This is a genomic window from Sphingomonas sp. (assembly GCF_025362505.1).
Taxonomy (GTDB): domain Bacteria; phylum Pseudomonadota; class Alphaproteobacteria; order Sphingomonadales; family Sphingomonadaceae; genus Sphingomicrobium.
On sequence record NZ_JANYGG010000092.1, the window covers coordinates 1 to 22,066 of the forward strand.

The following is a 22,066-nucleotide window of genomic DNA, read 5'->3' on the forward strand; positions in this document are numbered from 1 at the left end:
TGCTTGCGCCTCCGGTCGGGCTACGCCCTCCCTACGCCGCAAGCAGGGCGAAAAGCGCACCACTCGATCGACCTACACCTTCCGCCACGGGGGTCCCTTTTGGACGCCGATCGGGGGTCCCTTTTGGACGCCGTTTGACACACTGATCACGCTTGGCTACTACGCCAAGATCCTCAATCCCGTATTTGCTTTCTGGGCGGCGTATATCCTCACCAGACCACTCGGCGCTTCGATGGGCGACTACCTTACCCCGGCTCACGAGGATGGTGGCCTGGGCTTCGCGACCATGTCAGTGAGTGGCTTCTTCCGGATTATCATCATTGGACTGGTTGCCTACCTCACGAATAGTGGCGTCGATCGGGGGTTCGGTCGTCTCGAGTCAAATTCGCAGGGGGAGCCCCGCTGACAGGGCGCAGGTGCCAAACGCATCGATTCTTCACGCAACATTTAAAGTGCGATGCCAAGTGCGGAGTAGGCGTGAAATCCTGATTGAGAGCGCGTGAAGGTTGGTCCAGCGGACAGGAGGAGGAAATAAGGCCCGTGGATTTGAACGATCGATCCGAGACCAAGGGGAGTGATGGGCTAGGCATCGTCTGCATCGGGCCCCTGATGAGTTAGTTCGCCGCCGACAGTGACACCGCGCCCTAATAGCGCGTGACCGCCGGGCCTTCCTGCCAGAAGTTGCGCTGGTCCTGCCGGGATTTAACACATTGCCTCCCCCTCCGAAAATCGACCATTTGCCGATATCCTGCTGACCTCAGACAGGGAGTAGCTACCGGGTTCGTCCGGTGGTCATGCTCTTGCGGCCGGTTGGCAGAATTACGCGAGGAAATATAGCAACCGATCGGTGCTGCTTTTCATCCTTGTAGAAACGATATTTGGCATCGGCCAGGTCGCAGCGGCTCGATCCGCTTGCCCGCTCGAAGCCGAAAGGCAGGGTGACGGTCAACTCCAAATCTTCGACCGGCCCATAATTGAGGTCGAAGCCTGTTCGGGCGGATCGATTCCCACCTGCGCCGTCCGGTGCTGAAAACGCATAGACTTCCAGAGCTGAAAGGTCTTGCGGCTACCGCCATAGACCCCAACTTCGCATGCGTTGGCGAAATCGCCTGAGTGGGTCTTCAAGTTGATGTCACCCGTCTCCGGATTACGCCACGACGCCAGTTCAACCAGCGCAAAGGTGAAGTGCGCACCCGCGTGGCCGCCACTGCGTCGAACAGGATCGCATAGACGACGGCCCTGTTATGGAAGGCAATCTATGCGGCTTCCGCCGGCACCGTGAACACGACGTAGAACGCGATTCAGCCCGTCGCTCGGGCCATGCGCCCACACCGCGGATCGTCCTCATAAGGCGCGACGGCGTCGCGCTTGGGGACCTCCATCCGCGCGCGATCGTGTCCTCGCGAAGCGGTCACGCGACTGCAAGTATCTGTTTGCCCCGGTTGCTCCCGCTGAACAGGCGCTGGAGCGTCGCGGGCGCGTTCTCGAAGCCGTGCTGCACGTCCTCGCGATAGACAAGCCGCCCGGCGTGGACGAGGTCGGCCATGCGTTTCCTGATCGAAGGGAATTCGGCGGCCCAGTCGAGCACGATGAACCCGGTCATCGACGCGCGGCGAAAGACGAGGTTGAAGTAATTCTGCGGTCCCGCGGGCAACGTCCCCGTCTCATAGCGCGAAATCCCGCCGCAGATGACGACCCGCGCTCCGGTCGCGATTTGGCCAAGCATGTCGTTCAGGATCTTGCCGCCAACATTGTCGAAAATTACGTCGGCCCCCTTGGGCACAAATTCCTTGAGCCGTGTGCGAAGGTCGCCGGCCTTGTAATCGATCGCCGCGTTATAACCTGCTTCCTCAACCAGCCAGTCGCATTTCTCCTTGCCTCCAGCGATGCCAATTACTCGGCAACCGGCGAGCCGGGCAAGCTGGCCAACGATCGACCCCGTCGCTCCCGCCGCGCCCGATACCAGAACTGTATCGCCAACGATCGGCTGCCCGATCTTGAATAATCCGCACCATGCCGTCATCCCGGTCGTGCCAAGAATCGAGAGCATCGCGGTGGGGGACAGCGATGGCTCGACGGGCTCGAGTTCCGCCCCATCGTCGATGATATATTCGCTCCATCCGGTCGACCCGATAAGAAGTTGCCCGACCGGATATTTGCCGTCGTTTGACGCGACGACTTCAGTGACCCCCGAACCCCGCATGACATCGCCGATCACCATCGGCGCGACATAATCGGCAATATTCTCCATCCACCCCTTCTGCGCCGGGTCGAACCCTAGCCAGCGGGTTTTGAGCAGCATCTGCCCGGGCGCGGGTTCGCCGATCTCGACGGTTTCGAGCAACAAGTCGCCATCGTCGATCGGGCGCGCGCGCGGGTGGGCGGCGAGGTGCCATTGGCGGGTTTTGGTCATGCTGCAAAGGCCTGTCGATGGAAAGAATGGTCGGCGGAAAGGCATCTCGAACAAGGCTGCCGGCCGCGATGGCGGGTGGGCATACTCACCTTGCTCAAGATAAGTTCAATCGTCTCGAACAGCGCGATCGCATGCCCTCGACACTTCATACGGCGGTCAATTCCGCTACGCGTCATCAGCGCGTTCAACACTGCTGCGCCTCGGTCGGCCGGATGCCAATTGCGCAGCGCCCCGCCGCGCCGCGCGCCAGCGGTGTGCGGTGCTTCGACGATGTAGGCCGTACACATAGCAACTCCCTACGGTAGGTGGTTAGGATATGCGCTCGGAGTGTACCCGGCTGTCACTATCCGACCTCGTTACTTGTTAAAGCTCGGTGACCGCTTCGTTAGGAAAGCATCGACGCCCTCGCGGCCCTCATCGCTGTCCGCGGCGCGACCGATACTAACGGCTTCGGCGTCGAGTTGGAGAGCGAGACTGGTGGTGGCTGAGGCGGCGAGCAGCGCGCGGATCGTACCGAGGGCGCCGGTCGGCGCGGCCATTAGCATCGCAATCGTCCGGTCGATTTCGGCATCAAAGTTTGCCGCAGGGACAGCCCGCGTGACCAGCCCGATATCTGCCGCTTCGGCGGCGCCGACCCGCTGATTAGTGATTATAATCTCTTGCGCGCGGCGCAGCCCGGCAAGACGAGGTAGGCTCCAGCTCAGTCCGGCATCGGGAGTGAGGCCGATCGCACTATACCCGCTGGTGAAATGGGCGACGTCGCTGGCAATCACCAGATCGCCAAGCAGCGCTAGCCCGAACCCCGCCCCCGCCGCCGGGCCGTTAACCGCGACCAGCAGCGGTTTGGACATCGTCGCGAGCGTTATCACCGCGCGGTGGACCGCCTTGGCGAGATCCTTGACGAACACCCCGCGATCGGCGGCGGCGGCGAAACTTGCGACGTCGCCACCGGTGCAAAAGAACCGCCCGGTCCCGATCAGCAGGACACAACGCACGGACTGGTCCTTTGCCACCCTCGCCGCCGCCGCGCCGAGCGCCACGGCGGCGGCGAGGTCCAGCGCATTACCCTGCGCTGGACGGTCCAGCCGGATGCGGGCGATGCCATCACGCATACGGAATTCGACGCCCTCACTCACCCTGCGCCGCTTTCCAGTCGCGTCTGATCTTCTTGGCCAAGCTCCATTTGTGGACCTCGGTCGGGCCGTCATAGATGCGAAAGGCACGGATTTCGCGGAACATCTGTTCGACGATGGTGTCGCCGCTGACCCCGCTGCCCCCCATCACCTGGACCGCGCGGTCGGCGACCCGCATCAGCGCCTCCGACACCGCCACTTTGGTCATCGAGCTCTCGATCGTTCCGAGCGAGCCGCCATCGAGCACGTCGGCGCACCAGTCGATCATCAGCTCGGCCTGTTTCAGGTCGATCAAATTCTCGGCCAGCATGAAACCGACGCCTTCATGATCGACCAGTGGCTTGCCGAAGGCATGACGGCGGTTGGCATAGTCGCTGGCGATGCCATTGGCTCGGATACAGCCGCCCAGCCAGCGCATGCAATGCGACAGCCGCGCCGGGCTCAATCGCACCTGCGCCAGCCGGAACCCGTCTCCGGCCGCGCCGAGCATCTGCTCGCCAGGGACTCGCAATCCCTCGATTGCCACTAGGGAATGCCCGCCCGGCATCGACGAATCGATTGTGTCGAGCACCCGTTCGATACGGATTGCCGGCTCGGGCAGGTCGACCAGGAACAGGCACGCACCCTCGTCGGCCATGGCCATGACGATCCCGACACTGGCTCCGTCGGCGCCGGTGATGAATGTCTTGCGTCCGTCGATCCGCCAGCCATTGCCGTCGCGCACCGCCCTTGTCTGCATCATCGACGGATCGGACCCGGCGCCACCCTCGGCTGCGGGTTCGGTCATGAAGAAGGCCGAACGTGCCTCGCCGCTGACTAGCGGCGCGAGGAAGCGCGCTTTCTGCGCCTCGTTCGCGACCTTGCCGAGTAAGTACATATTCCCCTCATCGGGGGCCATGGTGTTGAGCGCGACTGGACCCAGTGGCGATAGGCCCGACGCGCGCAGCACCAGTGCAGTCTCGCGCTGGCTGAGGTGGCCGCCATTGTCGAGGATGTGCGGGGTCATCAGCCCGGCAGCACGGGCTTTATCACGCAGTTCGGCGACCAGCCCTGCCGACGGCCCGTGCGCCCCGCGTCGTGAATCGGCCTCGTAAGGGACGACAGTCTGACGGACGAAGGCTTCGACCCTGGCCGCCAGCGCTATGGCGCGCGCGCTCACGCAAACAACGCCTCAGGGCTTTCGATCAGTTCGCGCAGCGTCGCCATGAACCTCGCCGCCGCAGCCCCGTCGATGGCGCGATGATCGACCGACAACGATAGTGCCAGTCGGGTGGCGAAGCCAAGCGAGTTGTCGGCGCGCTCCATCGGGGCACGCGCGGCGGCGCCGATCGCCAGGATCGCCCCTTGTGGAGCGTTGATGATCGCGTCGAACTGGTCGATCCCGAACATGCCGAGGTTGGAGATTGAGAAAGTGCCGCCGTCCATGTCTGCATAAGACAGCCGGCCGGTGCCAGCCTTGTCGATCAATGCGCGCGACGCCGCAGCGATCTGGTCGATCCGCATCAGGTCGGCCGACCTGATCACGGGCATCACCAGCCCCGATGGCGCGGCCACCGCGATCGCCACATCGGCGCGGGCAAAGCGATGGATATTGTCGCCGTGGACCTGGATATTGACACCGGGGTGGCGCACCAGCGCCAGCGCCACCGCGCGAACTAGATAATCGTTGAGCGAGGCCTTGGTCCCGAGCACGAGGTTGGCGGTCTTGCGCAGCGCCAGCAGCGCGTCGATGTCGACCGTCATGCGCAAATAGAAATGGGGAACGTCGCGTTTGGTTTCGGTGACTTTGCGCGCAACCAGCTTGCGGATCTTGTCCATTGGCTCGATCGTCGGGGGATTGTGGCCGGCGTCAATCGACGCTTCTCTGGCATGCGCGATGATTCGGGCTCGGGCCAGCACGTCGGCCTTGGCAATCCGCCCGCGCGGGCCGGTTCCGGTCAGGCTCGACAAGTCGATCCCGTGCATCGCCGCCAGCCGCCGCGCCAGCGGTGAGGCATAGATCGCGACTTCCCCGTCGGGCAGCACCGCCGGACCGCGCAGCGCCGGGCTGGCCGGCCCTCGCAGCGCGCGTACGACGTCCTGATGCGTGATCCGGCCATTGCGACCCGACCCGCTGATCGGGTCGATGTCGACGCCTTCGGCCTCGGCCAGCCTGAGCGCCTCGCGGCTGATCGCGCGATTGGTGTTGATCTTGGCAGGGGCGTCGGCGGGCACATCGGCAGGCGCGGGTTTGTCCGCCGGTTGCGCCGTGACCGCCGTATTCGCCGGGCGGAACGCTGCAATGAACGCATCAATCTCGGCATCGCTTGCTCCGGCGTCGCCAAATATGCCCAGCAACGTCCCGACCGGGTGCGCTTCGCTCCCCGCTTCGACCAGTCGTCGGCGCAGGACCAAGTCGAACTCGGCCTCGACCTCGTTGGTGATCTTGGCGGTTTCGATCAGGCACAAGGTCTGACCGCGGGTGAACGCCTGGCCTTCATCGATCATCCATTCGGCGATCGTGCCTTCGGTCATTTCGATGCCCCACTTGGGCATGCAGAAGGGGCGAATGTCGGTCATGCTCGCCTCCTCAGCGCCACGACAGCGACTTGCGCACCGCCGCCTCGATCTTATCGACCGAGGGGAGGTAGGCCGTTTCGAGTTCGCGCGCGAACGGGATCGGGGTGTGCGGCGGTGTGACCGACATCGGCGGCGCCTTGAGGCTGGCAAACGCTTTCTCGGCGACCAGCGCACAAATGTCACCGGCGAGGCCGCAGCGCGGCGGGGTCTCGTCAACAACCACTAGCCGCCCCGTTACCTCGACCGAATCGAGGATTGCTTCCTCGTCAAGCGGGCTAGTTGTGCGCAGATCGATCACGTCGCAGCCGATCCCCTCGGCGGCGAGCTTGTCGGCGACCATCTCACAGAAACCGAGCAGCAATCCCGACGACACGATCGTAACGTCGTCACCGGCGCGCGATAAGCGGGCGTGGCCGAACGGAATAGTGTAGTCGCCGTCGGGCACTTCGCCGCTCATTCCATAGAGTGCCTTGTGCTCAAGGAAAATGACCGGGTCGTCGTCGCGGATCGCAGTGCGCAGCAAGCCCTTCACGTCGGCCGGGGTCGACGGAATCACAACCTTCAGGCCGGGCATTCCAGTCAGGATCTGATGAACCGACTGGCTGTGCTGCGCAGCGGCATTGTAACCCGCGCCATAGGCCATCCGAACGACCGCGGGGCAGGTCGTCTTGCCGCCGAACATGTAGCGGAACTTGCCCATCTGGTTCCACAGCTGGTCGAGCGAGACGCCGATGAAGTCGGCGAACATCAGCTCGGCGATCGGGCGCTTGCCGGCCAACGCGAGGCCTGAGGCGGCACCGATGATCGCGCTTTCCGAAATCGGCGTGTCGATCACCCGGTCCTTGCCGAATTTCTCGAACAGCCCGACCGACGTCGACCAGATCCCGCCGATCGCCTCCGGCCCTCCCGCCGTGCCCATCCCGCCGACGAGATCCTCGCCGAGCACGACGACATTGGGGTCGCGCGCCATTTCCTCGGCGATCGTCGACAGGACGGCGTCGCGGTACATCATGATGGGCATAACTTTTTTCCTGCCGTCAGTAGCTGATGTAGACGTCGGTGAGGACATCTTCGGAGGTCGGGCGCGCGGCGGCGCGGGCGTCGGTGACGGCCTGCTCGATCGTTGCCATGACGGCATCGTCGATCGCGTCCAGGTCGCCTGCGTCGAGCAACTTCGACTGCGCGATATGGGCGCGGAAATTCTTGATGCAATCGCGCGTCGCGCGGATCCGGTCGAGCTCTCCTTCGCCGCGATAGCGTTGCGGGTCGCCCTCGAAATGGCCGAAGAAGCGCTCGGTATCGAATTCGACCGCCGCTGGTCCGCCGCCACCGCGGACATGATCGAGCACTTCGCGCATGGTGTCGGTGACGGCGAAGAAATCGGTCCCGTCGGCGCGCCACACCTTCATCCCGAAGGCTTCGGCCCGGCTGGCGATGTCCTTCGCCGTTCCAACGGCGTATTCGAACCCGGTATGTTCGGAATAATGGTTATTCTCGAACACGAATATGCACGGGGCGTGGGTGACGACGGCGAAGTTCATCGCTTCGAATGTCGTGCCCTGGTTGCAGGCACCGTCGCCCGAAAAGGCGATCGCGACCTTTCCCTTGCCGTCGATCTTGGCCGACAGCGCGGCGCCGACTGCAATCGGTGCGCCGGCGCCGACGATGCCATTGGCACCGAGCATGCCTTTATCGACATCGGCAATGTGCATCGACCCGCCCTTGCCCTTGCACAGTCCTTCGCGGCTGCCCCAAATCTCCATCATCATGCCGGTCACGTCGCATCCCTTGGCAAGGCAATGGCCATGGCCGCGGTGGGTCGAAACGATCTTGTCCTCGGCGCCGAGCTGCTCGCAGACCCCTACCGCGACTGCTTCCTGACCGCAGTAGAGATGCGTAAAGCCGGCGATCTCGCCGGTCTGGATCTCGGTATGAAGCCGTTCCTCGAACTCGCGGATTGTCTTCATCTGGCGATAAGCGCGCGTCAGCGCGTCACGGTCTAACTGCATCGCTCTACTGTCCCTTCGAGACCTGCCGGACATTCACAGGCCCAGCACCGTCTTGGCAATGATGTTTGATTGAATTTCGTTCGTCCCGCCAAAAATCGTCCATGCGCGGCTGTTGAGATAACGCGGAGTGGCGACCTGGGCGGCGCGAGAATGTATTGGCAACGGGGCGTTTTCGCCATAAAGCGGCCGCGCTTCCTCAAGTTGGAGGCCAACCGCGCCGAACAGGTCGACCGCGGCCAGGTCGATGTCCTGCCGCAGATTCGATGCCAGCAGCTTGATAAGCGACGTCTCCGGTCCGGCCGGGCGACCCTTGGCGATATCGGCCAGGATCTTCAGCTCAATCATTTCCAGCGCCTGCACGCGCAGGTGTATTGCGGCTATGCGACGCCGCCACTGTGGCTGGTCGGCCAGTTTCCCGCCACGGCCATCGGGCTGGTCGGCGGCGTCGGCGATCACTTGGTCAAGGTCATAACCCAGCTTGGGTGCGTGGCATGACCCCCCGCGCTCGTTCTCGAGCAGGAACTTGGCGATTCGCCAGCCATCGCCCTCGGCCCCGACAAGGTCGCTTGCCGCCACTTCGACATCCGCGAGGAACACCTGGTTGACCTCATGGTCGCCGGCCAGCGTCAGGATCGGGCGGATGCTGATGCCCGGTTGTTTCAGGTCGATCAGCAGGAAGCTGATGCCCCGCTGCTTGCGCTCGCCATTGTCGGTGCGGACCAAGCAGAACATGCGGTTGGCGAGATGCGCGTGGGTGGTCCAGATCTTCGACCCGTTGACGATGTATCGGTCGCCCGCGGAATCGCTGACCCGCACCGCACGGCATTGCAGCGAGGCGAGGTCCGAGCCGCTGCCGGGCTCTGAAAATCCCTGGCACCAGTAATCCTCGCCCGACAGGATTCGGGGCAGATAATATGCTTTCTGCGCGTCGCTGCCAAAGCTGTAGATTACCGGCGCGACCAGTTTCAGCCCGAGCACAGTCAGGTTAGGCGCGCCCGCCAGCGCGCATTCCTTTTCGAAAATGTAACGCTCGACCGGGGTCCACCCAGTGCCACCATGCGCCTGCGGCCACTGATAGGCGAGCCAGCCTTGGCGATTGAGAACCGCGTTCCAGCTTTCGCCAATGTCGGGTTCGACAAACACCGTCGGCGATGCCGCCGCGCCGGTGCGAATGCGTTCGGGCAGGTTATGCTCGAGAAAGGCGCGAACCTCGTCGCGGAACGCGGTCTCGGCCGGGGACAGGTCGATATCCATGTCAGCGCTCCATTATGGTGACGGCGGATACGCCGGGCGCGCCATAGACATGGCTGTAGGCGGTTTTCGGGGTGCCGGGGACCTGCCGCCCACCGCCGTCGCCGCGAAGCTGGACTACATTCTCATACACCTGCCGAAGCCCCGACGCGCCAATCGGCTCTCCGCAGGCAAGGCAGCCGCCATCGGTGTTGATCGGCAATGAGCCGTGAATTTCGGTTCGGCCTTCGGCCAGCCATTGTTCTTGCTCGCCATCGCGGCAGAACCCGTTTTCGGCAAGATGCATGATCTCCGCCCCGGCCTCGGTATCCTGCAACTGGGCGACGGCAATATCCTTGGGACTGATCCCGGCCGAGTCGAAGGCGGCCTTGCTGGCAAGGGTGGTCGCCGACCCGCCACGGATCACGTCGATCGACGGGGCGAACACCTCGAACGATCCGGGCGGGCGGGTGCGCATCGTCACTGCCTTCAGCCGCACCAGCGGCCGCCCCAGTTCGCGCGCCTTTTTCTCGGACGCCAGCACCAGCGCGACACCGCCTTCGGCGGGTGAGCAAAACATATATTTGGTGTACGGATCGCTGACCAGCGGCGCGTCCATGATCGTTGCAAGCGGCACCGTCTCGCGCCGCCACGCGTGCGGTGCATGGACCGCATTACGAAACGCTTTTTCGGCAACCCGGCCCAGACTGGCCGGGCTGATGCCGTGTAGGTGCATGTAGCGCGTGATCTTGGCCGCAAAGAATTGCGTGGTGATCATGTAGCCGGCCTCGCCATACCAGTCGGGCAGGCCATAGTCGGCGGGCATAGCGTTAAACGCGCCACGAGGATGCTTGTCGAAGCCCACCGCCAGCCCGATGTCATACTCGCCGGACTTGATCGCCATCTGTGCCGAGAATAGGGCCGATCCACCCGCCGCACAGCCGTTGCGGACGTTGATGAACTGGACTCCGGTCAGGCCCAGCCGGTCGATCATCGTGTCGGGGTTGCCGGCGGCGTCGGACGCGCCATAGGCGAATTGGACGTGCGGCCACTCGATCCCGGCGTCGGCCAGCGCCGCCCGCACCGCGAACACGCCCTGGTCGATGCCCGATCGCCCTTCGGTGCGCCCGAACGGATGGATGCCGATGCCGATAATGCAGACGTCGCTCATGACCGCCTCGCAGGGCGGAATGCCGGGATCATCCGCTGGTCTGGGAAGGCCGGATCAAGCGGCACTGCGGTCAGCGTTAGCGGCATGCCGATTGACAGCGATTCAGCCGATACGCCGTCGATCCGCGCCTCGACGATAGTTTCGCCGGGCAGTTCCACATAGCCGACGATCCACGGCACAAAGTCGTCAGGCCCGGCATAGGGCGGCGATTTGGGGCGATAGCGCTGCACCGTCCACGACCATAAGCTGCCATCGCGGCCCAGCGGCACGAGGTCGAAATCCTCGCTACCCGGAAACGGAAACACGATCCGGCCCGACTCGCGATGACGCCCGCCAACTAGGCGCGGCGGCGATTCATCGGTGAACAGGCCTTTGGAAATTGCCTTCATCGCGGTGCTGCTGCATCCTCCATGCCGAACGGTGATCCGCCCCGACGCTGAGACCCTTAAGCCCTAGTCCGGCGACTTTGCGGACTCTGAAAAACGCTAGGGTAGGGGTGGGTCAGCCTTGTGCGATGCATATCGGCCGACGGGAGCGATCGATGGCGAAACGCTATGACTACATCATTATCGGCGCGGGCTCGGCCGGGTGCGTGTTGGCCGAGCGGCTGAGCGCCGACGGTCGTTCTCAGGTGCTGCTGCTCGAAGCGGGCGGCGACAATGACGGTTTCTGGGTGCGGCTGCCTAAGGGGGTGGCCAAGCTGGTCACCAACCCGGCCCACATCTGGGCCTATCCAGTGGCGCAGCCGCGCGAACCCGGCCAGCCGTCGAACGAAGTATGGATTCGCGGCAAGGGGCTGGGCGGGTCGTCAGCGGTCAACGGCATGATCTGGAGTCGCGGCGAACCGGCCGACTATGATGCGTGGGAGGCGGCCGGGGCGACCGGCTGGAACGGCGCCAGCATGACCGAGGCGTATCTCGCACTCGAAGACCATGCCGCCGGCGCCAGCGCGACGCGCGGCAGCGGTGGCCCGGTTCACATCGATCCGGCGATCTACCGCTATCCGCTGGCCGACCGGATGATCGAGGCGGGCGAAGCGACCGGCCTCAAGCGGGTCGACGACCTCAACGGCTCGACCGGTCCGCGGGTTGGCTTCTACAGTCACAATATCCGACGCGGTGAACGGCAAAGCGCGGCCAGCACCTTCCTCCACCGCGCCCGTCGCCGGCCTAACCTGGCGATCGTCACCCACGCGCTGGCCGAGCGTATCCTGTTCGACAATCGCCGCGCGACCGGGGTCGAGGTGACGGTCGCGGGCGAGCGGCAGCGGTTCGACTGCGCTTGCGAGGTCATCGTCAGCGGCGGCGCCATCGAAAGCCCGTTTCTCCTCCAGCGATCGGGCATTGGCGATACCGACAAACTGTCGGCGGCGGGCATCGTGCCGCTGGTCCAATCGCCTGACGTGGGCGAGGGGATGATTGAGCATCTGTCGCTGTCGATGCCGTTCCGGCTGACCAGCGGGCAAGGGACCCAGCGCAGCTTCGCCGGGCTAGGGCTGATCGCGGCGATGGCCCGCTGGGCGTTGACCCGGGGCGGGATCATGGCGACCGGCCCATTTGAGGTAGGGGCGTTCCTCAATGTCGCCAATCCCGACCGACGCCCCGACGTCCAGCTTTACCTTGGCGGCTACACGTTCGCGGTCGGCGACGACAACAACCCGGTCCCGCTCGACAAGATCGATCCGCGCCCTGGGGTCACCATTTATGGATCGATGCTGCGCCCGACTAGCCGCGGTTCGGTGCACGTCACCGGGAGATCGATCAGTGATGCGCCTGACATCCGCCCAAACTGGCTGTCGACAGACCAAGATTGCGCGACGGCGGTGGCGATGGTGCGGGCAATGCGGCGCTACATGGCGGCGGCGCCACTAGGCAACCTCGTCGGCGAGGAAGTTCTGCCGGGAGCGAAGGTCGAAAGCGATGAGGATATCCTCGCCGCCTTCCGCCGCCTGTCGAGCAGCGGGCTGCACGCAGTCGGCACCTGCCGCATCGGCTATGACAATCGTGCGGTTGTCGACCCGCGTCTCCGCGTCAACGGCGTCGAAAGGCTGCGGGTGGCGGATTGTTCGGTCATGCCCGGCGCGGTCACCGGAAACACCAACGCCCCGGCGATGGCGCTCGGGCTGCGCGCGGCGGAATTGATCCTCACCGATCGACACTAGATCCTGATCGCGGTCTTGCCCAGGGGCCGCGTTTTCCGAATCCCAGATGCGTTATCTGGCTTCCAAAACTGCTACTTATTGAGCGAGATGTAGCCCAATTGCGACGCTTTGAATACGGTCTGGCTGCGATTGACCGCGTTCAACTTTATCGAGGCATTGTGGAGGTGAAACCGCACTGTCGCCCGGCTGCGCGACATGATCATGCTGATTTCGAGGTCGGTCTTGCCGATCGCCGCCCAGCGCAGGCACTCGACCTCGCGCTTCGACAGCCGCGATCCCGGCGGCAACGCCTGGAACGAGCCCATTACATGGACATAGGAAGCGATGAAGGTGCGCGCGTAGAGTCCCAATTCATCGCCGAGTTCGAGATAGGCTTGCTCCAAATCAGTGAGCGAGGGATCAAGCGGATTGAAACTGATCGCGCCGATCTGGCCGAATGGCAAATGCACCGGGACCACGATCGCAGCGATGGTCATCGCCCGTTTCTCAAAATTGGTCAGGTCGATTCCCGACAGATAGAGGTTCGGCAGGCGGGTATGGAAGCCTCCAGCATTCACCCAGAACGCATCGCTTTCGAACCGGCAGGCCGAGGTAAGTGGTGAATCAAGCGCGATGCGGCTGTTCTTCCACCACACCTTGTCCTCGCCGCCCCAGCCGAAAATCTCGCTCGCCAGCGGTTGGCCGTCGGCATCGACGGGGGTCCGCTTGCCGGCGATGTCATGGGCCGGCGCGGCGCGAAAGCCGTGGGCCAGCGACAAGTCGTTAAGCGCCCGCGCCGCGCGACGAACGTCGGCCGGATCAGCGATGCGCACCGCGTCAATCGTGGCTTGCGGAAACAGCGATCGATCCTCCCCGATCTTTGGACAGTTCCAAACTAATCCTAGGCCAGGCCCCGCCAATACACAACTTTTCCTAGTCTTTTGTGCAGCGGGCCTGGGGTTGGACCAGTGCTAAATGTGATCAATCGGAGGAATGACGTTGAATTTCGATCTCAGCGAAGACGAGCAGATGCTGAAGGCGCTGGCCGAGCGGTTCGTCGCCGATCGCTACGACATGGACCGACGCCGCGCCTACCAGGCTGGCGACAGAGGCTATTCAACCGACAATTGGACGCTGCTGGCCGAACTGGGGCTAGTAGCCGCGCCGTTTGATCCCGAAGATGGCGGTGCCGGCCTCGACGCGACGGCAATCGCTGTGCTGTTTGAAGCGCTCGGAAAGGGACTGGTGGTCGAACCACTGATCGAAAATGTCCTGGTCGCGGGGCGATTGTTCGCAGCGACCGCGCCAGCCGCGTTGCGCGGGCAATGGCTCGAGGATGTGGTGGCGGGACGGCGGCGGATCGCGCTGGCTGAAGTCGAATTCGGTAGTCGCGACGGGAAGTCGTGGGTTGAAACGCGCGTGATCGATGACGACCACCTAACCGGCGAAAAAAGCGTCGTTCCTGCCGCCGGTGGCGTCGACGGCTTCATCGTCACCGCGCGCCGTTCGGGAGCGGCTGGTGACGCGGCTGGAATCGGCCTGTGGTTCGTAGCCGCCGGCACGCCGGGCCTGACCGTTCGCCACTGGCGGTTAGCCGATGGGTCGGTCGTCGCCTCGCTTTCGCTCGATGGAGTTTCGGCGGTCCCGCTCGACGGCGGGCCTGACGCGCTTGGCGCCAACTCTCCGCTGGCGTCGCTGGCGCGATCGGCTGAGGCGATCGGGATCATGCAACGATTGCTCGACGAGACGCTCGAATATCTGCGCACCCGCCAGCAGTTCGGCGTGGCGTTGGGCAGCTTTCAGGCGATCCAGCACCGCATGGCGACGCAATATGCGGTTCTCGAACAGGCGCGGGCGCTGGTCGAGGTTGCGATCGTCTCGGCCGCCAGCACTCGCTTCGCGTCGGCGGTCGACGGTGCGCGCGCGTTCATCGCCGAGGCGTCGCTCACCCTCGGCCATGAAATGATCCAGTTCCACGGCGGCATGGGGGTCAGCGACGAACTGTCAATCGGCCACGCCCATAAAAGGTTGTTGGTGCTGTCGCGCTGGCCCGAATCGCCTGGCGCGACACTCGACCGAGTGGCGGGGATTGCTGCCTGATCAGGCGCGCGCGCGCTGCTTGACCCAACCGATCCCGCGTCGCAGCAGATCGTAAAACACCGGCAGGTCCCACGCGCAGCGATCGACGGTCGGCCACCAGTCGAGCAGCGGCTGGAGGTCGTAATGGCCCCGGCAATGGCCGAGCGTCAGGTACAGCACCGCGCCCTCGCCATGCTGTTTAATGTAGAACACCGGGTGACTGCCCGGCGCCTCCGCGGCCTCGGCAAAACCGGCGCCAGGCTCGTTGCATACGGTTTCTAGCAGTACTTGCAGCTCGCCGTGGGTTTCGAGATGATACAGCTCGTCGCTGGTCTCGAACGGCTCGACTCCGGCAACCAGCGGATGTGCCGGATCGGCGACGGTCACCAAATAGGGCGCAATCGGCGGGTGGGAGATGAATTGCGAGCCCAACAAATCCATCATCAGCGGCGCCCAGCGCGGCGCGTCCCACAGCCCTTGGTTCGGACCGTCGGTGAGCAGGCGCAGCACCGAATTGGTGCCGTGCAGTGCATACCAGCGACCGCCGCTGGCCAACCAGTCGCGCAGCGCCTCCTGTGCCTTCAGCGAGGGGGTGACGTCGCAGGTGTAGGTGATGAGGATATCGGCCGCCGCGATCGCCGCGACATTCTCATAATCCTCGAACACCCGGGTGCGGACTCGCTCGTCTTCGGCTAGCAGCTTGAGCAGCTCAAGCCGGGCGAAGTCCATGTCGTGCCATACCCCTCCGCACACCAGCACACAGTCGATGCGGGGTGGGTGGGGTGTGCCTCCGTCCTCGCTCACGCCTTTCGCCCAAGCTCGCCCGACAGATATTTGTCGAGCGTCTGCTCAAACTGGCGGACCCGGATTTCCTGGTAATCGCCGAGATTGATCAGGCCATTCTTCGAACATTTAAGCCCGTCCTGGACGAACGGCAGGTTCGACATGTCCTGTTCGAACACGTCGCCCAGAATGCCGATTTCGGCGGCAGCGGTCCACGGCTCGTCGGGGCCGAGCAATTTCATCGGCACCCCGCGCGGGATCGGCTCGCCCTTTTTCACGCGGACCAGGATGCGCACTTCCATCAGGCAGGTATCGACGGTCTTGCCGGGCCGCCAGCGATAAACGATGTTGGGCATAAAACCGCCCCATGGCGCGAAATTGGGGAAAACGTTATAGACCAGCCCGTCGAGCAGTTCCGCGTCGGTGGCATCCTCATGATCATAGCCGGTCTGGGCGGTGTAGCCCGCACGCATCGCCGTCCCCAGAGCTTTGCGCGCGCTGACCCCGGCGGGCACCTTGACCGCATAGGGATCGGCTTCGCCAGCCGGCTTTGGATCCTCGTAATTATCCGCTGAGCGGCCGTTGTATTTGACGAATTCGTCGACGATCCATTGCTCGGTCTTGCCGGCAGGATCGACGTGCGGCGACATCACCCCGAACGGCACCAGGTTGACGCTCACATGGTCGCCCCACGTCCAATAGGCCGAATTGCTGTCGCCGGTGAACGGCAAGATCTGGGGGTGGGTGATGACGGTGTGCCACGCTTCCATGAAGGCTTCCATCGTCACCTTCCAGTTGGCCGGGACCTCCTTGGCGACCCAGATGACGGTTGTGCATTCCTCGTGCCGCCAGCGTTTGAAATGGTCGGGCAAAGGCGCGAGAAATTCCTCAAGAGTGGGCCCGCCCGGTTCTTCACGCAGAAAAATATAGCCGCCCCAGCGCGCCACTTCGGCCTCGGGTAAAGCCATCCTGTCAGGGGATAGATGGCCGAAGTCCCAGGCGCACGGCATCGACCGGAAGCTGCCGTCCTTATTCCAGGAAAAGCCGTGGAAAGGGCAGGTGAACTGATCGGCGGCGCCATCCTCTGTGCGCAATTTGCGCCCACGGTGGAGGCAGACATTGTGGTGCGCGCGGACCGATCCGTCGTCCTGGCGGCTGACCAGATAGGAGCGCCCGGCGTTTTCGAACACGATATAGTCGCCGGCATCGGGCAGATCTTCGTCGCGCGCCGCGAATTGCCAGACATAGGGCCACATATGGGTGCGCTCGGCCTCGGCGAATGCCTCGCTGGTATATCGATCAGTGGTGAGCGTGTCTGAGCCGCGATAGTGATAACTTTCCTCGGTCAAGCAGGCCGGAGCCGGCCGCGAATCCTGCGCCATCAGCTCGGTCCAACTGATTCCCTCGCAGCGTGCCTGTCCGCCGTGATAAGGTCCGCCGCCGTTGATTTGCGGTTCTCTATCGGCCATCGCCTGCTCCTCTTCCGATACTATTTTATTTGGCCCGACGGTGACCGCCGGCCCGGCCTGCGTCACCTTGCCGAAAGCATAGGTTACGCCCCTAAGATTATTCGCCAAACCATTTTCTTGTGCGCAGGAGAGAGCATTGACCAACAGGTTGACGGGCAAGGTGGCACTGGTCACCGGCGGCACTAGCGGGATCGGCGCGGGCACGGTGCGGCGGCTGGCGGCCGAAGGCGCGGCAGTGGTGTTCACCGGGTCGAACGAGGCGGCGGCTCAGTCGGTTGAAGCCGATACCGGCGCGGTGTTCGCCGCCCACCGGGTCGAGGATGCGGCCGCCTGGCCGGCGCTGATGAGCGACATCATCGCCCGCTTCGGCCGGCTCGACATAGCCTTCGCCAACGCCGGCACCGAACACGGCGACAGCAGCGTCGAAGACATCGCCATCGACGGCTGGAACCACGTTGTCGCCGTCAACCAGACCGGGATGATGCTGACCGTCCAACACGCGATTCGCGCGATGAAGCAGAATCCGGGCGGCGAGACCGGGTCGATCATCGTCAATTCGTCGATGAACGCCAACCGGGCGATGGGCAATTTCGTCGCTTATTCGGTAACCAAGGCGGCGGTGGTGGCACTGGTCAAATCGGCGGCGGTACATTGCGGCAATCGTGGCTACAAGATTCGGGTCAACGCGATCCTGCCGGGCGTTGTAGAGACTGCGATGATCCGCGGATTGATCGACGGCGCGGGCGACCCGGCCGCGGCGCGCGCCGCTTATGAAGGCATGTCGCCGTTCAAACGCATGGCCCATGTCGACGAGATCGCCGGGCTAGTCGCCTATCTCGGCTCGGACGAAGCGGCGTTCGTATCGGGCAGCGAGTTCGTCATCGATGGCGCCACCACCGCCGGGATGATGGGGGTATGAGCGGCCTCGGCGCCCAGCGGCTTAATGGCAAGGTGGCGTTCGTCTCGGGCGGCCTGCGCGGCATCGGCCTCGCCTGTGTCGAGCGGTTCCTCGCCGAAGGGGCAAAGGTGGTGCTGTCCGACCTCGACGCGTCCGATGGCGACCTAGCAAGCGAGACGATGGCACGATTAGGTCAGGCAGCGAGCTATATTCAGGCCAATGTAACGCAGGAGGCCGACTGGCAGCGCGCTCGCGACATGGTTGGGCAGCGCCACGGCAAGCTCCACATTCTGGTCAACAACGCCGGCATCGACCTCACCGGCCCGGTCGAGAGCCTGTCGCTGGAGGGCTGGCGGCGGATCATGGATATCAACGTCGACGGGGTATTTCTGGGCGTCAAGACGTTCGTGCCGATGCTGGCGGCGAGCGGGGTCGATTTCCCCGGCGGCTCGTCGATCATCAACGTCAGCTCGATCATGGGGCTTGTCGGCTACACCGATACCTCGGGCTATAACGCCAGCAAGGGCGCGGTGCGGCTGTTCACAAAGTCGATCGCAATCGAGTTTGCGACCAAGAAAATGCCGATCCGCGCCAATTCGCTGCACCCTGGTTTTGTCGTCACGCCGCTGCTCAACCAAGGCTTTCAGCGATGGGTCGACAAGGGGTTCGCCGCCAAGCCGCAGGATCTGGTCGACATGGTGGCCGCACAGACCCCGATGGGCCGCTTGGCCGAGCCGCGCGAGTTGGCGAGCGGCGCCTTCTTTCTCGCCAGCGAGGACAGTGCGTACATGACCGGCGCCGAGCTGGTCATGGACGGGGGATGGACCGCGCAATGATTGGGCTCGAAAATGTCGTGGCGGTGGTCACCGGTGCGGCGGGCGGGATCGGCCGCGCGGTCGTCACGGCGATGAAGGAAGCGGGGGCGATTATCATCGCGACCGACCAGGTCGATGAGCCGGGCGAGTTCGGCGCCGACCATTATCTGCGCCACGATGTCGTCAATCCCGACGATTGGAAGGCGGTCGAGGCATTTGTGCGGGAGCGGTACGGACGGCTTGACGCTCTGGTCAATGTCGCCGCGATCTCGATCGTCGGCAAGATCGAGGACACGCCTCTCGCCGATTGGCATCGCGTCAACGCTATCAACGTCGACAGCATGATCATCGGCGTGCAGGCGCTGCTGCCGCTGCTGAAGGAAGGCGGCAAGGCACGGCGTGGCGGCGCGTCGATCGTCAACTTCTCCAGCGTTGGGGGACTGCGGGGCGCGGCCTTTAACGCCGCCTACTGCACCAGCAAGGCAGCGGTGACGATGCTGTCCAAGTGCATGGGCGCCGAGTTCGCCGCGCTCGGCTACAATATTCGCTGCAACAGCGTTCACCCGGGCGGGATCGAGACACCGATGCTGACCGGGATCATGGATCGATATGTCGAGCTGGGCGCGGCGCCGGCGCGCGAAGCGGCCGAGGCGGGGATCGTGGCTGCCCACCCGATCGGGCGGATGGGGCGGCCTGACGAAATGGGCGGCGGCGTGGTTTATCTTTGCTCGGACGCGGCCAGTTTCGTGACCTGCTCTGAATTTCTGATGGACGGCGGTTTTTCCCAGGTTTGATGCCGCGGGGGACTGATATGGCCAATCGTGATTATGACGTCGTCGTGCTCGGGTCGGGCGCGGCCGGTCTGACTGCGGCGCTGATCGCTGCCGATCATGGCGCCAAGGTCATGGTGGTCGAGAAAGGCGAGAAAGTCGGCGGCACCTCGGCCTGGTCGGGGGGCCAGATCTGGATCCCGTGCAACCCGCACCAGCAGGCGTTCGGCAAGCACGACAGCCGCGACAACGCGCCGACCGACCTCGCGTCGATGTCGAACGGCATGATCGACCCGGCGATGGCCGAAACCTAAGTCGATACCGGCCCGGAAATGGTCGCCTGTCTTGAGGGCAACAGCCCGGTCCAGTTCATGGCGGTGCCCGATTTTCCCGACTACCACCCCAAAAAGCCCGGCGCGCCATTGCGCGGCGGGCGAACTCTGGAATGCCCGGTCTATCCCAATGGCGAGCTGGGCGAGTGGAAGGACAAGGTCGAGACCTCGCCTTACTACTGGCCTCACTTCTATTTCACCGTCGGCGAGACCTCGCTGGCGCAGGCGGTGCCCGACCCGCTCGACCCCGCCGAAATGCAACGCCGGTCCCCTATGGCGGCGGCGGGGGCACGCTGGGGCCGGGAATGGTGTTCGGCTATCTCGCCGGCAAGCATGCCGCCCAGCGCAACGCGACCGCCACGGCGCAGTGAGCCCGCACAGCAGCTCGCCTGAACGTGCATTAATCGCGCTGGACGATCAGATCCGCGCGTGGACCATGTCGTCGAGCAGTTCGTGGAACCGCTGGACGCGCTTTTCCTGGTTGGACAAGATGCAGCCCTTGAACCCGCGCGAGTTTAATCCCTGCTGCTGGCTAGTGCCGATCGACAGGTCCTGATCGGCGACATAGCCCAGCGAAACGCCGTCGCCATAGCGTGAATGCGAATGTTCGGCATGGGCCAAAGGCACCATCCCGACCGGGGTCATCACCTCGGCCATACCCGCGACCGGGGGCACCAGCACCCAATGCTGGAAGACGCATTTTTCGGGATCAGTCGGGTGCGGTTCAGTGCGCAAGATCTGGCATTGTTCGGGCGACATGGTCAGCGTCAGGTTGGGGAACAGGGTGCAGTGGAAATAATCGACCAGTTGTTGGTCGGTCATCTGTTCGTAATTCTTGTAGCCGCGCTCGGCGCCCAGCTTGCGCTTGGCGGCGATCACCGCCTCGCGAATGACGTGAGTGCGGCCCCGGTAGGCGGCCGGGTCGATCCCCCAGGCGGCGGCAATCTCGTCGAGCGGGGCCGGGACCTCGCCGCTGACATGGTCGGCGCGGGTGGTCGCCTGGTGGCCCTTCATCCACATTGCATTGTGGCCGCTGTCGTACATTTCGAACAATGTGTCGGGCAGGCCGTCGTTGATGAAGGTCGATAATTCGGGGTGGATCGTCGGCAAATGGTAGCTCTCGTTGAAATTGTCGCGGATGATCTTCCAATTGAAATCGCAGTCGGCCGAGACGTTGAGCACTCTCACCCAATTGTCGAGGCCATAGCCGACCAGCCGTTCGGGGAAGGGCGCGAGCCAGTCGAGCAGCGGCTTGGCATCGGGGTCCATGCTCCAGAACACGAACGGGCCGAACGTCTCGCAGCGCAGTTCGGAAAGATGGACCTTGCCGCACGGGTTGCCGCCTGGGAAATCGTCGGGGTCCTGGACGTGCACCAAAGTGCCGTCCGTCGAAAATTGCCAGCCGTGATAGCTGCAGGTGAGGCGCGGCGCGCTGCCGACATCTCCCAGCACCAGCCGGTTGCCGCGATGCGGGCAGGCGTTGAAGAACGCCTTGATCGCGCCGTCGGCCTGGCGGACCATGACGATCGATTCCTTGCCGAAATTGTGGCGGATAAAGTCGCCTTCTTCCTCCAGTTCGGCCAGCACCCCGCCCAAGTGCCACACCCGCGGCCACAAATTTTTGCGTTCAAGCTCCATCCATTCCTTGCTGATGTAGCGCTCGGCGGTAATCGCGTCGCCGCGCACCGCCTGGTCATAACCGGCGGCATAGCGCGACGGGGGGGAAACGGCGTTCATTCGACTCTCCTGAACGGCTCTCGGCCTTGGCTTCGCGAGAATGGGCAAGGCGTGAGCGTTTGGCCACTCGCCATTTGCGCAGGATTCACCTCCAAGGCGGCCAGCGCAGCAAATCTTTGCGCAAAGCGGCCAAGAATTCCGACCAGGAGCGGTCATGATCCGGGTAAAGGCCGGGTGACGAATAGACGTTGAGATCGACCGCCCTATTGAGCGGGACGTGGGAGGAGAGAGCGACGGTGGCCGTCACTGCACGTTCGCCAGCCAGCGGCGGGTGACCTCGGCCACGACGATGGCGCGCGCTTTGGGGTCAGGATATTTATCGCACAGTGACTTCGATCGCAATTCGATGCTCAGTGGCAGGCCCGGCGGCAGCGCGGATAGAGGTCGGCCAGCGCGGTGCGGGTGTCGCGCGTCGTTGCCGCCGTCCACTCTTTCGGTTCGACCCACAGCCCGACCGCGTCGCCCCCCCGCCACCGCCGCCGCGACCATCTCGAGCGGGCCATGGTCGGGCATCACTCCCGAGGCCAG

General features: G+C 63.9%; 22 protein-coding genes and 1 pseudogene. 8 read left to right on the forward strand and 15 right to left on the reverse strand.

Translation table 11 applies throughout. The features are described from left to right. Positions 1 to 406 (forward strand): annotated as a pseudogene (locus tag Q0R27_RS09075) (hypothetical protein); the annotation flags it as partial. A gap of 366 nt (positions 407 to 772) precedes the next feature. Here Q0R27_RS09075 and Q0R27_RS09080 read toward each other — a convergent pair. The 10 genes from Q0R27_RS09080 to Q0R27_RS09125 form a co-directional block, all read right to left on the reverse strand. Beyond that, positions 773 to 949, reverse strand: a complete 177-nt coding sequence (locus Q0R27_RS09080; RefSeq protein WP_293943548.1) for a hypothetical protein — start codon at positions 947 to 949, stop codon at positions 773 to 775. Between the two features lie 462 nt (positions 950 to 1,411). Further along, complete coding sequence (locus Q0R27_RS09085) at positions 1,412 to 2,413, reverse strand: NADP-dependent oxidoreductase (protein WP_293943550.1); 1,002 nt, start codon at positions 2,411 to 2,413, stop codon at positions 1,412 to 1,414. Positions 2,414 to 2,769: 356 nt separating this feature from the next. Then, positions 2,770 to 3,549 carry an enoyl-CoA hydratase-related protein gene (locus Q0R27_RS09090; RefSeq protein ID WP_293943551.1) on the reverse strand — a complete coding sequence of 260 codons (780 nt, stop codon included), beginning with the start codon at positions 3,547 to 3,549 and terminating at the stop codon, positions 2,770 to 2,772. Continuing rightward, a complete protein-coding gene (locus Q0R27_RS09095) occupies positions 3,542 to 4,705 on the reverse strand; it encodes an acyl-CoA dehydrogenase family protein (RefSeq protein ID WP_293943552.1) in 1,164 nt (387 codons plus the stop codon). Before Q0R27_RS09095 ends, Q0R27_RS09090 begins: the two co-directional genes overlap by 8 nt. Continuing rightward, a complete protein-coding gene (locus Q0R27_RS09100) occupies positions 4,702 to 6,105 on the reverse strand; it encodes a 2-oxo acid dehydrogenase subunit E2 (RefSeq protein ID WP_293943554.1) in 1,404 nt (467 codons plus the stop codon). Before Q0R27_RS09100 ends, Q0R27_RS09095 begins: the two co-directional genes overlap by 4 nt. 10 nt (positions 6,106 to 6,115) lie before the next feature. Beyond that, complete coding sequence (locus tag Q0R27_RS09105; RefSeq protein WP_293943556.1) at positions 6,116 to 7,126, reverse strand: alpha-ketoacid dehydrogenase subunit beta; 1,011 nt, start codon at positions 7,124 to 7,126, stop codon at positions 6,116 to 6,118. Between the two features lie 16 nt (positions 7,127 to 7,142). Then, positions 7,143 to 8,114: a thiamine pyrophosphate-dependent dehydrogenase E1 component subunit alpha gene (locus Q0R27_RS09110; RefSeq protein ID WP_293943557.1), complete on the reverse strand. Its 972-nt coding sequence runs from the start codon at positions 8,112 to 8,114 to the stop codon at positions 7,143 to 7,145. Between the two features lie 33 nt (positions 8,115 to 8,147). After that, entirely contained in the window at positions 8,148 to 9,368 is a 1,221-nt protein-coding gene (locus Q0R27_RS09115) for an acyl-CoA dehydrogenase family protein (protein WP_293943558.1), read from the reverse strand. A 1-nt stretch (position 9,369) separates the two neighbouring features. Beyond that, positions 9,370 to 10,515: a thiolase family protein gene (locus Q0R27_RS09120; protein WP_293943560.1), complete on the reverse strand. Its 1,146-nt coding sequence runs from the start codon at positions 10,513 to 10,515 to the stop codon at positions 9,370 to 9,372. Continuing rightward, positions 10,512 to 10,904, reverse strand: coding sequence for an OB-fold domain-containing protein (locus Q0R27_RS09125; protein WP_293943561.1), 393 nt, complete (start codon positions 10,902 to 10,904; stop codon positions 10,512 to 10,514). Before Q0R27_RS09125 ends, Q0R27_RS09120 begins: the two co-directional genes overlap by 4 nt. Positions 10,905 to 11,056: 152 nt before the next feature. Here Q0R27_RS09125 and Q0R27_RS09130 point away from each other — a divergent pair, with 152 nt between their 5' ends. Continuing rightward, on the forward strand, positions 11,057 to 12,676 hold the full coding sequence (locus Q0R27_RS09130; protein WP_293943562.1) for a GMC family oxidoreductase N-terminal domain-containing protein: 1,620 nt from the start codon (positions 11,057 to 11,059) through the stop codon (positions 12,674 to 12,676). 71 nt (positions 12,677 to 12,747) lie between these two features. Here the strand turns inward: Q0R27_RS09130 and Q0R27_RS09135 are convergent, their stop codons facing one another. Then, the gene (locus Q0R27_RS09135; protein WP_366080138.1) at positions 12,748 to 13,497 is read right to left on the reverse strand and encodes a LuxR C-terminal-related transcriptional regulator; all 750 of its coding nucleotides are present in this window, start codon (positions 13,495 to 13,497) and stop codon (positions 12,748 to 12,750) included. Positions 13,498 to 13,654: 157 nt separating this feature from the next. Between Q0R27_RS09135 and Q0R27_RS09140 the strand changes: the two genes are divergently transcribed. Beyond that, positions 13,655 to 14,755 carry an acyl-CoA dehydrogenase family protein gene (locus tag Q0R27_RS09140; RefSeq protein WP_293943563.1) on the forward strand — a complete coding sequence of 367 codons (1,101 nt, stop codon included), beginning with the start codon at positions 13,655 to 13,657 and terminating at the stop codon, positions 14,753 to 14,755. Here Q0R27_RS09140 and Q0R27_RS09145 read toward each other — a convergent pair whose 3' ends face one another. Then, the gene (locus Q0R27_RS09145) at positions 14,756 to 15,538 is read right to left on the reverse strand and encodes a ThuA domain-containing protein (RefSeq protein WP_293943577.1); all 783 of its coding nucleotides are present in this window, start codon (positions 15,536 to 15,538) and stop codon (positions 14,756 to 14,758) included. It abuts the gene before it with no gap. Then, on the reverse strand, positions 15,535 to 16,986 hold the full coding sequence (locus Q0R27_RS09150) for an aromatic ring-hydroxylating dioxygenase subunit alpha (protein WP_293943585.1): 1,452 nt from the start codon (positions 16,984 to 16,986) through the stop codon (positions 15,535 to 15,537). The genes Q0R27_RS09145 and Q0R27_RS09150 overlap by 4 nt, the downstream gene beginning before the upstream one ends. 136 nt (positions 16,987 to 17,122) lie before the next feature. Here Q0R27_RS09150 and Q0R27_RS09155 point away from each other — a divergent pair, with 136 nt between their 5' ends. From Q0R27_RS09155 to Q0R27_RS09175, 5 genes are read left to right on the forward strand one after another with little or no spacing between them, the layout of a single operon-like run. Next, positions 17,123 to 17,905, forward strand: coding sequence for an SDR family NAD(P)-dependent oxidoreductase (locus Q0R27_RS09155; RefSeq protein WP_293943587.1), 783 nt, complete (start codon positions 17,123 to 17,125; stop codon positions 17,903 to 17,905). After that, positions 17,902 to 18,720, forward strand: a complete 819-nt coding sequence (locus tag Q0R27_RS09160) for an SDR family oxidoreductase (RefSeq protein WP_293943589.1) — start codon at positions 17,902 to 17,904, stop codon at positions 18,718 to 18,720. The genes Q0R27_RS09155 and Q0R27_RS09160 overlap by 4 nt, the downstream gene beginning before the upstream one ends. After that, a complete protein-coding gene (locus tag Q0R27_RS09165) occupies positions 18,717 to 19,493 on the forward strand; it encodes an SDR family oxidoreductase (protein ID WP_293943591.1) in 777 nt (258 codons plus the stop codon). Before Q0R27_RS09160 ends, Q0R27_RS09165 begins: the two co-directional genes overlap by 4 nt. 17 nt (positions 19,494 to 19,510) lie before the next feature. After that, the gene (locus Q0R27_RS09170; protein WP_293943593.1) at positions 19,511 to 19,783 is read left to right on the forward strand and encodes an FAD-dependent oxidoreductase; all 273 of its coding nucleotides are present in this window, start codon (positions 19,511 to 19,513) and stop codon (positions 19,781 to 19,783) included. An 18-nt stretch (positions 19,784 to 19,801) separates the two neighbouring features. Continuing rightward, positions 19,802 to 20,194 carry a hypothetical protein gene (locus Q0R27_RS09175; RefSeq protein ID WP_293943595.1) on the forward strand — a complete coding sequence of 131 codons (393 nt, stop codon included), beginning with the start codon at positions 19,802 to 19,804 and terminating at the stop codon, positions 20,192 to 20,194. A gap of 24 nt (positions 20,195 to 20,218) precedes the next feature. On the opposite strand, the gene Q0R27_RS09180 is transcribed toward Q0R27_RS09175, so the two are convergent. Beyond that, the gene (locus tag Q0R27_RS09180) at positions 20,219 to 21,538 is read right to left on the reverse strand and encodes an aromatic ring-hydroxylating dioxygenase subunit alpha (protein ID WP_293943598.1); all 1,320 of its coding nucleotides are present in this window, start codon (positions 21,536 to 21,538) and stop codon (positions 20,219 to 20,221) included. A gap of 350 nt (positions 21,539 to 21,888) precedes the next feature. Continuing rightward, positions 21,889 to 22,041 (reverse strand): hypothetical protein, encoded by a 153-nt coding sequence (locus Q0R27_RS09185; protein WP_293943600.1) that lies wholly within the window; start codon positions 22,039 to 22,041, stop codon positions 21,889 to 21,891. Positions 22,042 to 22,066: the final 25 nt, after the last annotated feature.

Bases quoted from the DNA above. Each gene is read 5' to 3' on its own strand.
- Q0R27_RS09085 (WP_293943550.1), bottom strand. From the start codon at position 2,413: ATGACCAAAACCCGCCAATGGCACCTCGCCGCCCACCCGCGCGCGCGC.
- Q0R27_RS09100 (WP_293943554.1), bottom strand. From the start codon at position 6,105: ATGACCGACATTCGCCCCTTCTGCATGCCCAAGTGGGGCATCGAAATG.
- Q0R27_RS09105 (WP_293943556.1), bottom strand. From the start codon at position 7,126: ATGCCCATCATGATGTACCGCGACGCCGTCCTGTCGACGATCGCCGAG.
- Q0R27_RS09110 (WP_293943557.1), bottom strand. From the start codon at position 8,114: ATGCAGTTAGACCGTGACGCGCTGACGCGCGCTTATCGCCAGATGAAG.
- Q0R27_RS09115 (WP_293943558.1), bottom strand. From the start codon at position 9,368: ATGGATATCGACCTGTCCCCGGCCGAGACCGCGTTCCGCGACGAGGTT.
- Q0R27_RS09120 (WP_293943560.1), bottom strand. From the start codon at position 10,515: ATGAGCGACGTCTGCATTATCGGCATCGGCATCCATCCGTTCGGGCGC.
- Q0R27_RS09125 (WP_293943561.1), bottom strand. From the start codon at position 10,904: ATGAAGGCAATTTCCAAAGGCCTGTTCACCGATGAATCGCCGCCGCGC.
- Q0R27_RS09130 (WP_293943562.1), top strand. From the start codon at position 11,057: ATGGCGAAACGCTATGACTACATCATTATCGGCGCGGGCTCGGCCGGG.
- Q0R27_RS09150 (WP_293943585.1), bottom strand. From the start codon at position 16,986: ATGGCCGATAGAGAACCGCAAATCAACGGCGGCGGACCTTATCACGGC.
- Q0R27_RS09160 (WP_293943589.1), top strand. From the start codon at position 17,902: ATGAGCGGCCTCGGCGCCCAGCGGCTTAATGGCAAGGTGGCGTTCGTC.
- Q0R27_RS09165 (WP_293943591.1), top strand. From the start codon at position 18,717: ATGATTGGGCTCGAAAATGTCGTGGCGGTGGTCACCGGTGCGGCGGGC.
- Q0R27_RS09170 (WP_293943593.1), top strand. From the start codon at position 19,511: ATGGCCAATCGTGATTATGACGTCGTCGTGCTCGGGTCGGGCGCGGCC.
- Q0R27_RS09175 (WP_293943595.1), top strand. From the start codon at position 19,802: ATGGTCGCCTGTCTTGAGGGCAACAGCCCGGTCCAGTTCATGGCGGTG.
- Q0R27_RS09180 (WP_293943598.1), bottom strand. From the start codon at position 21,538: ATGAACGCCGTTTCCCCCCCGTCGCGCTATGCCGCCGGTTATGACCAG.
- Q0R27_RS09185 (WP_293943600.1), bottom strand. From the start codon at position 22,041: ATGGCCCGCTCGAGATGGTCGCGGCGGCGGTGGCGGGGGGGCGACGCG.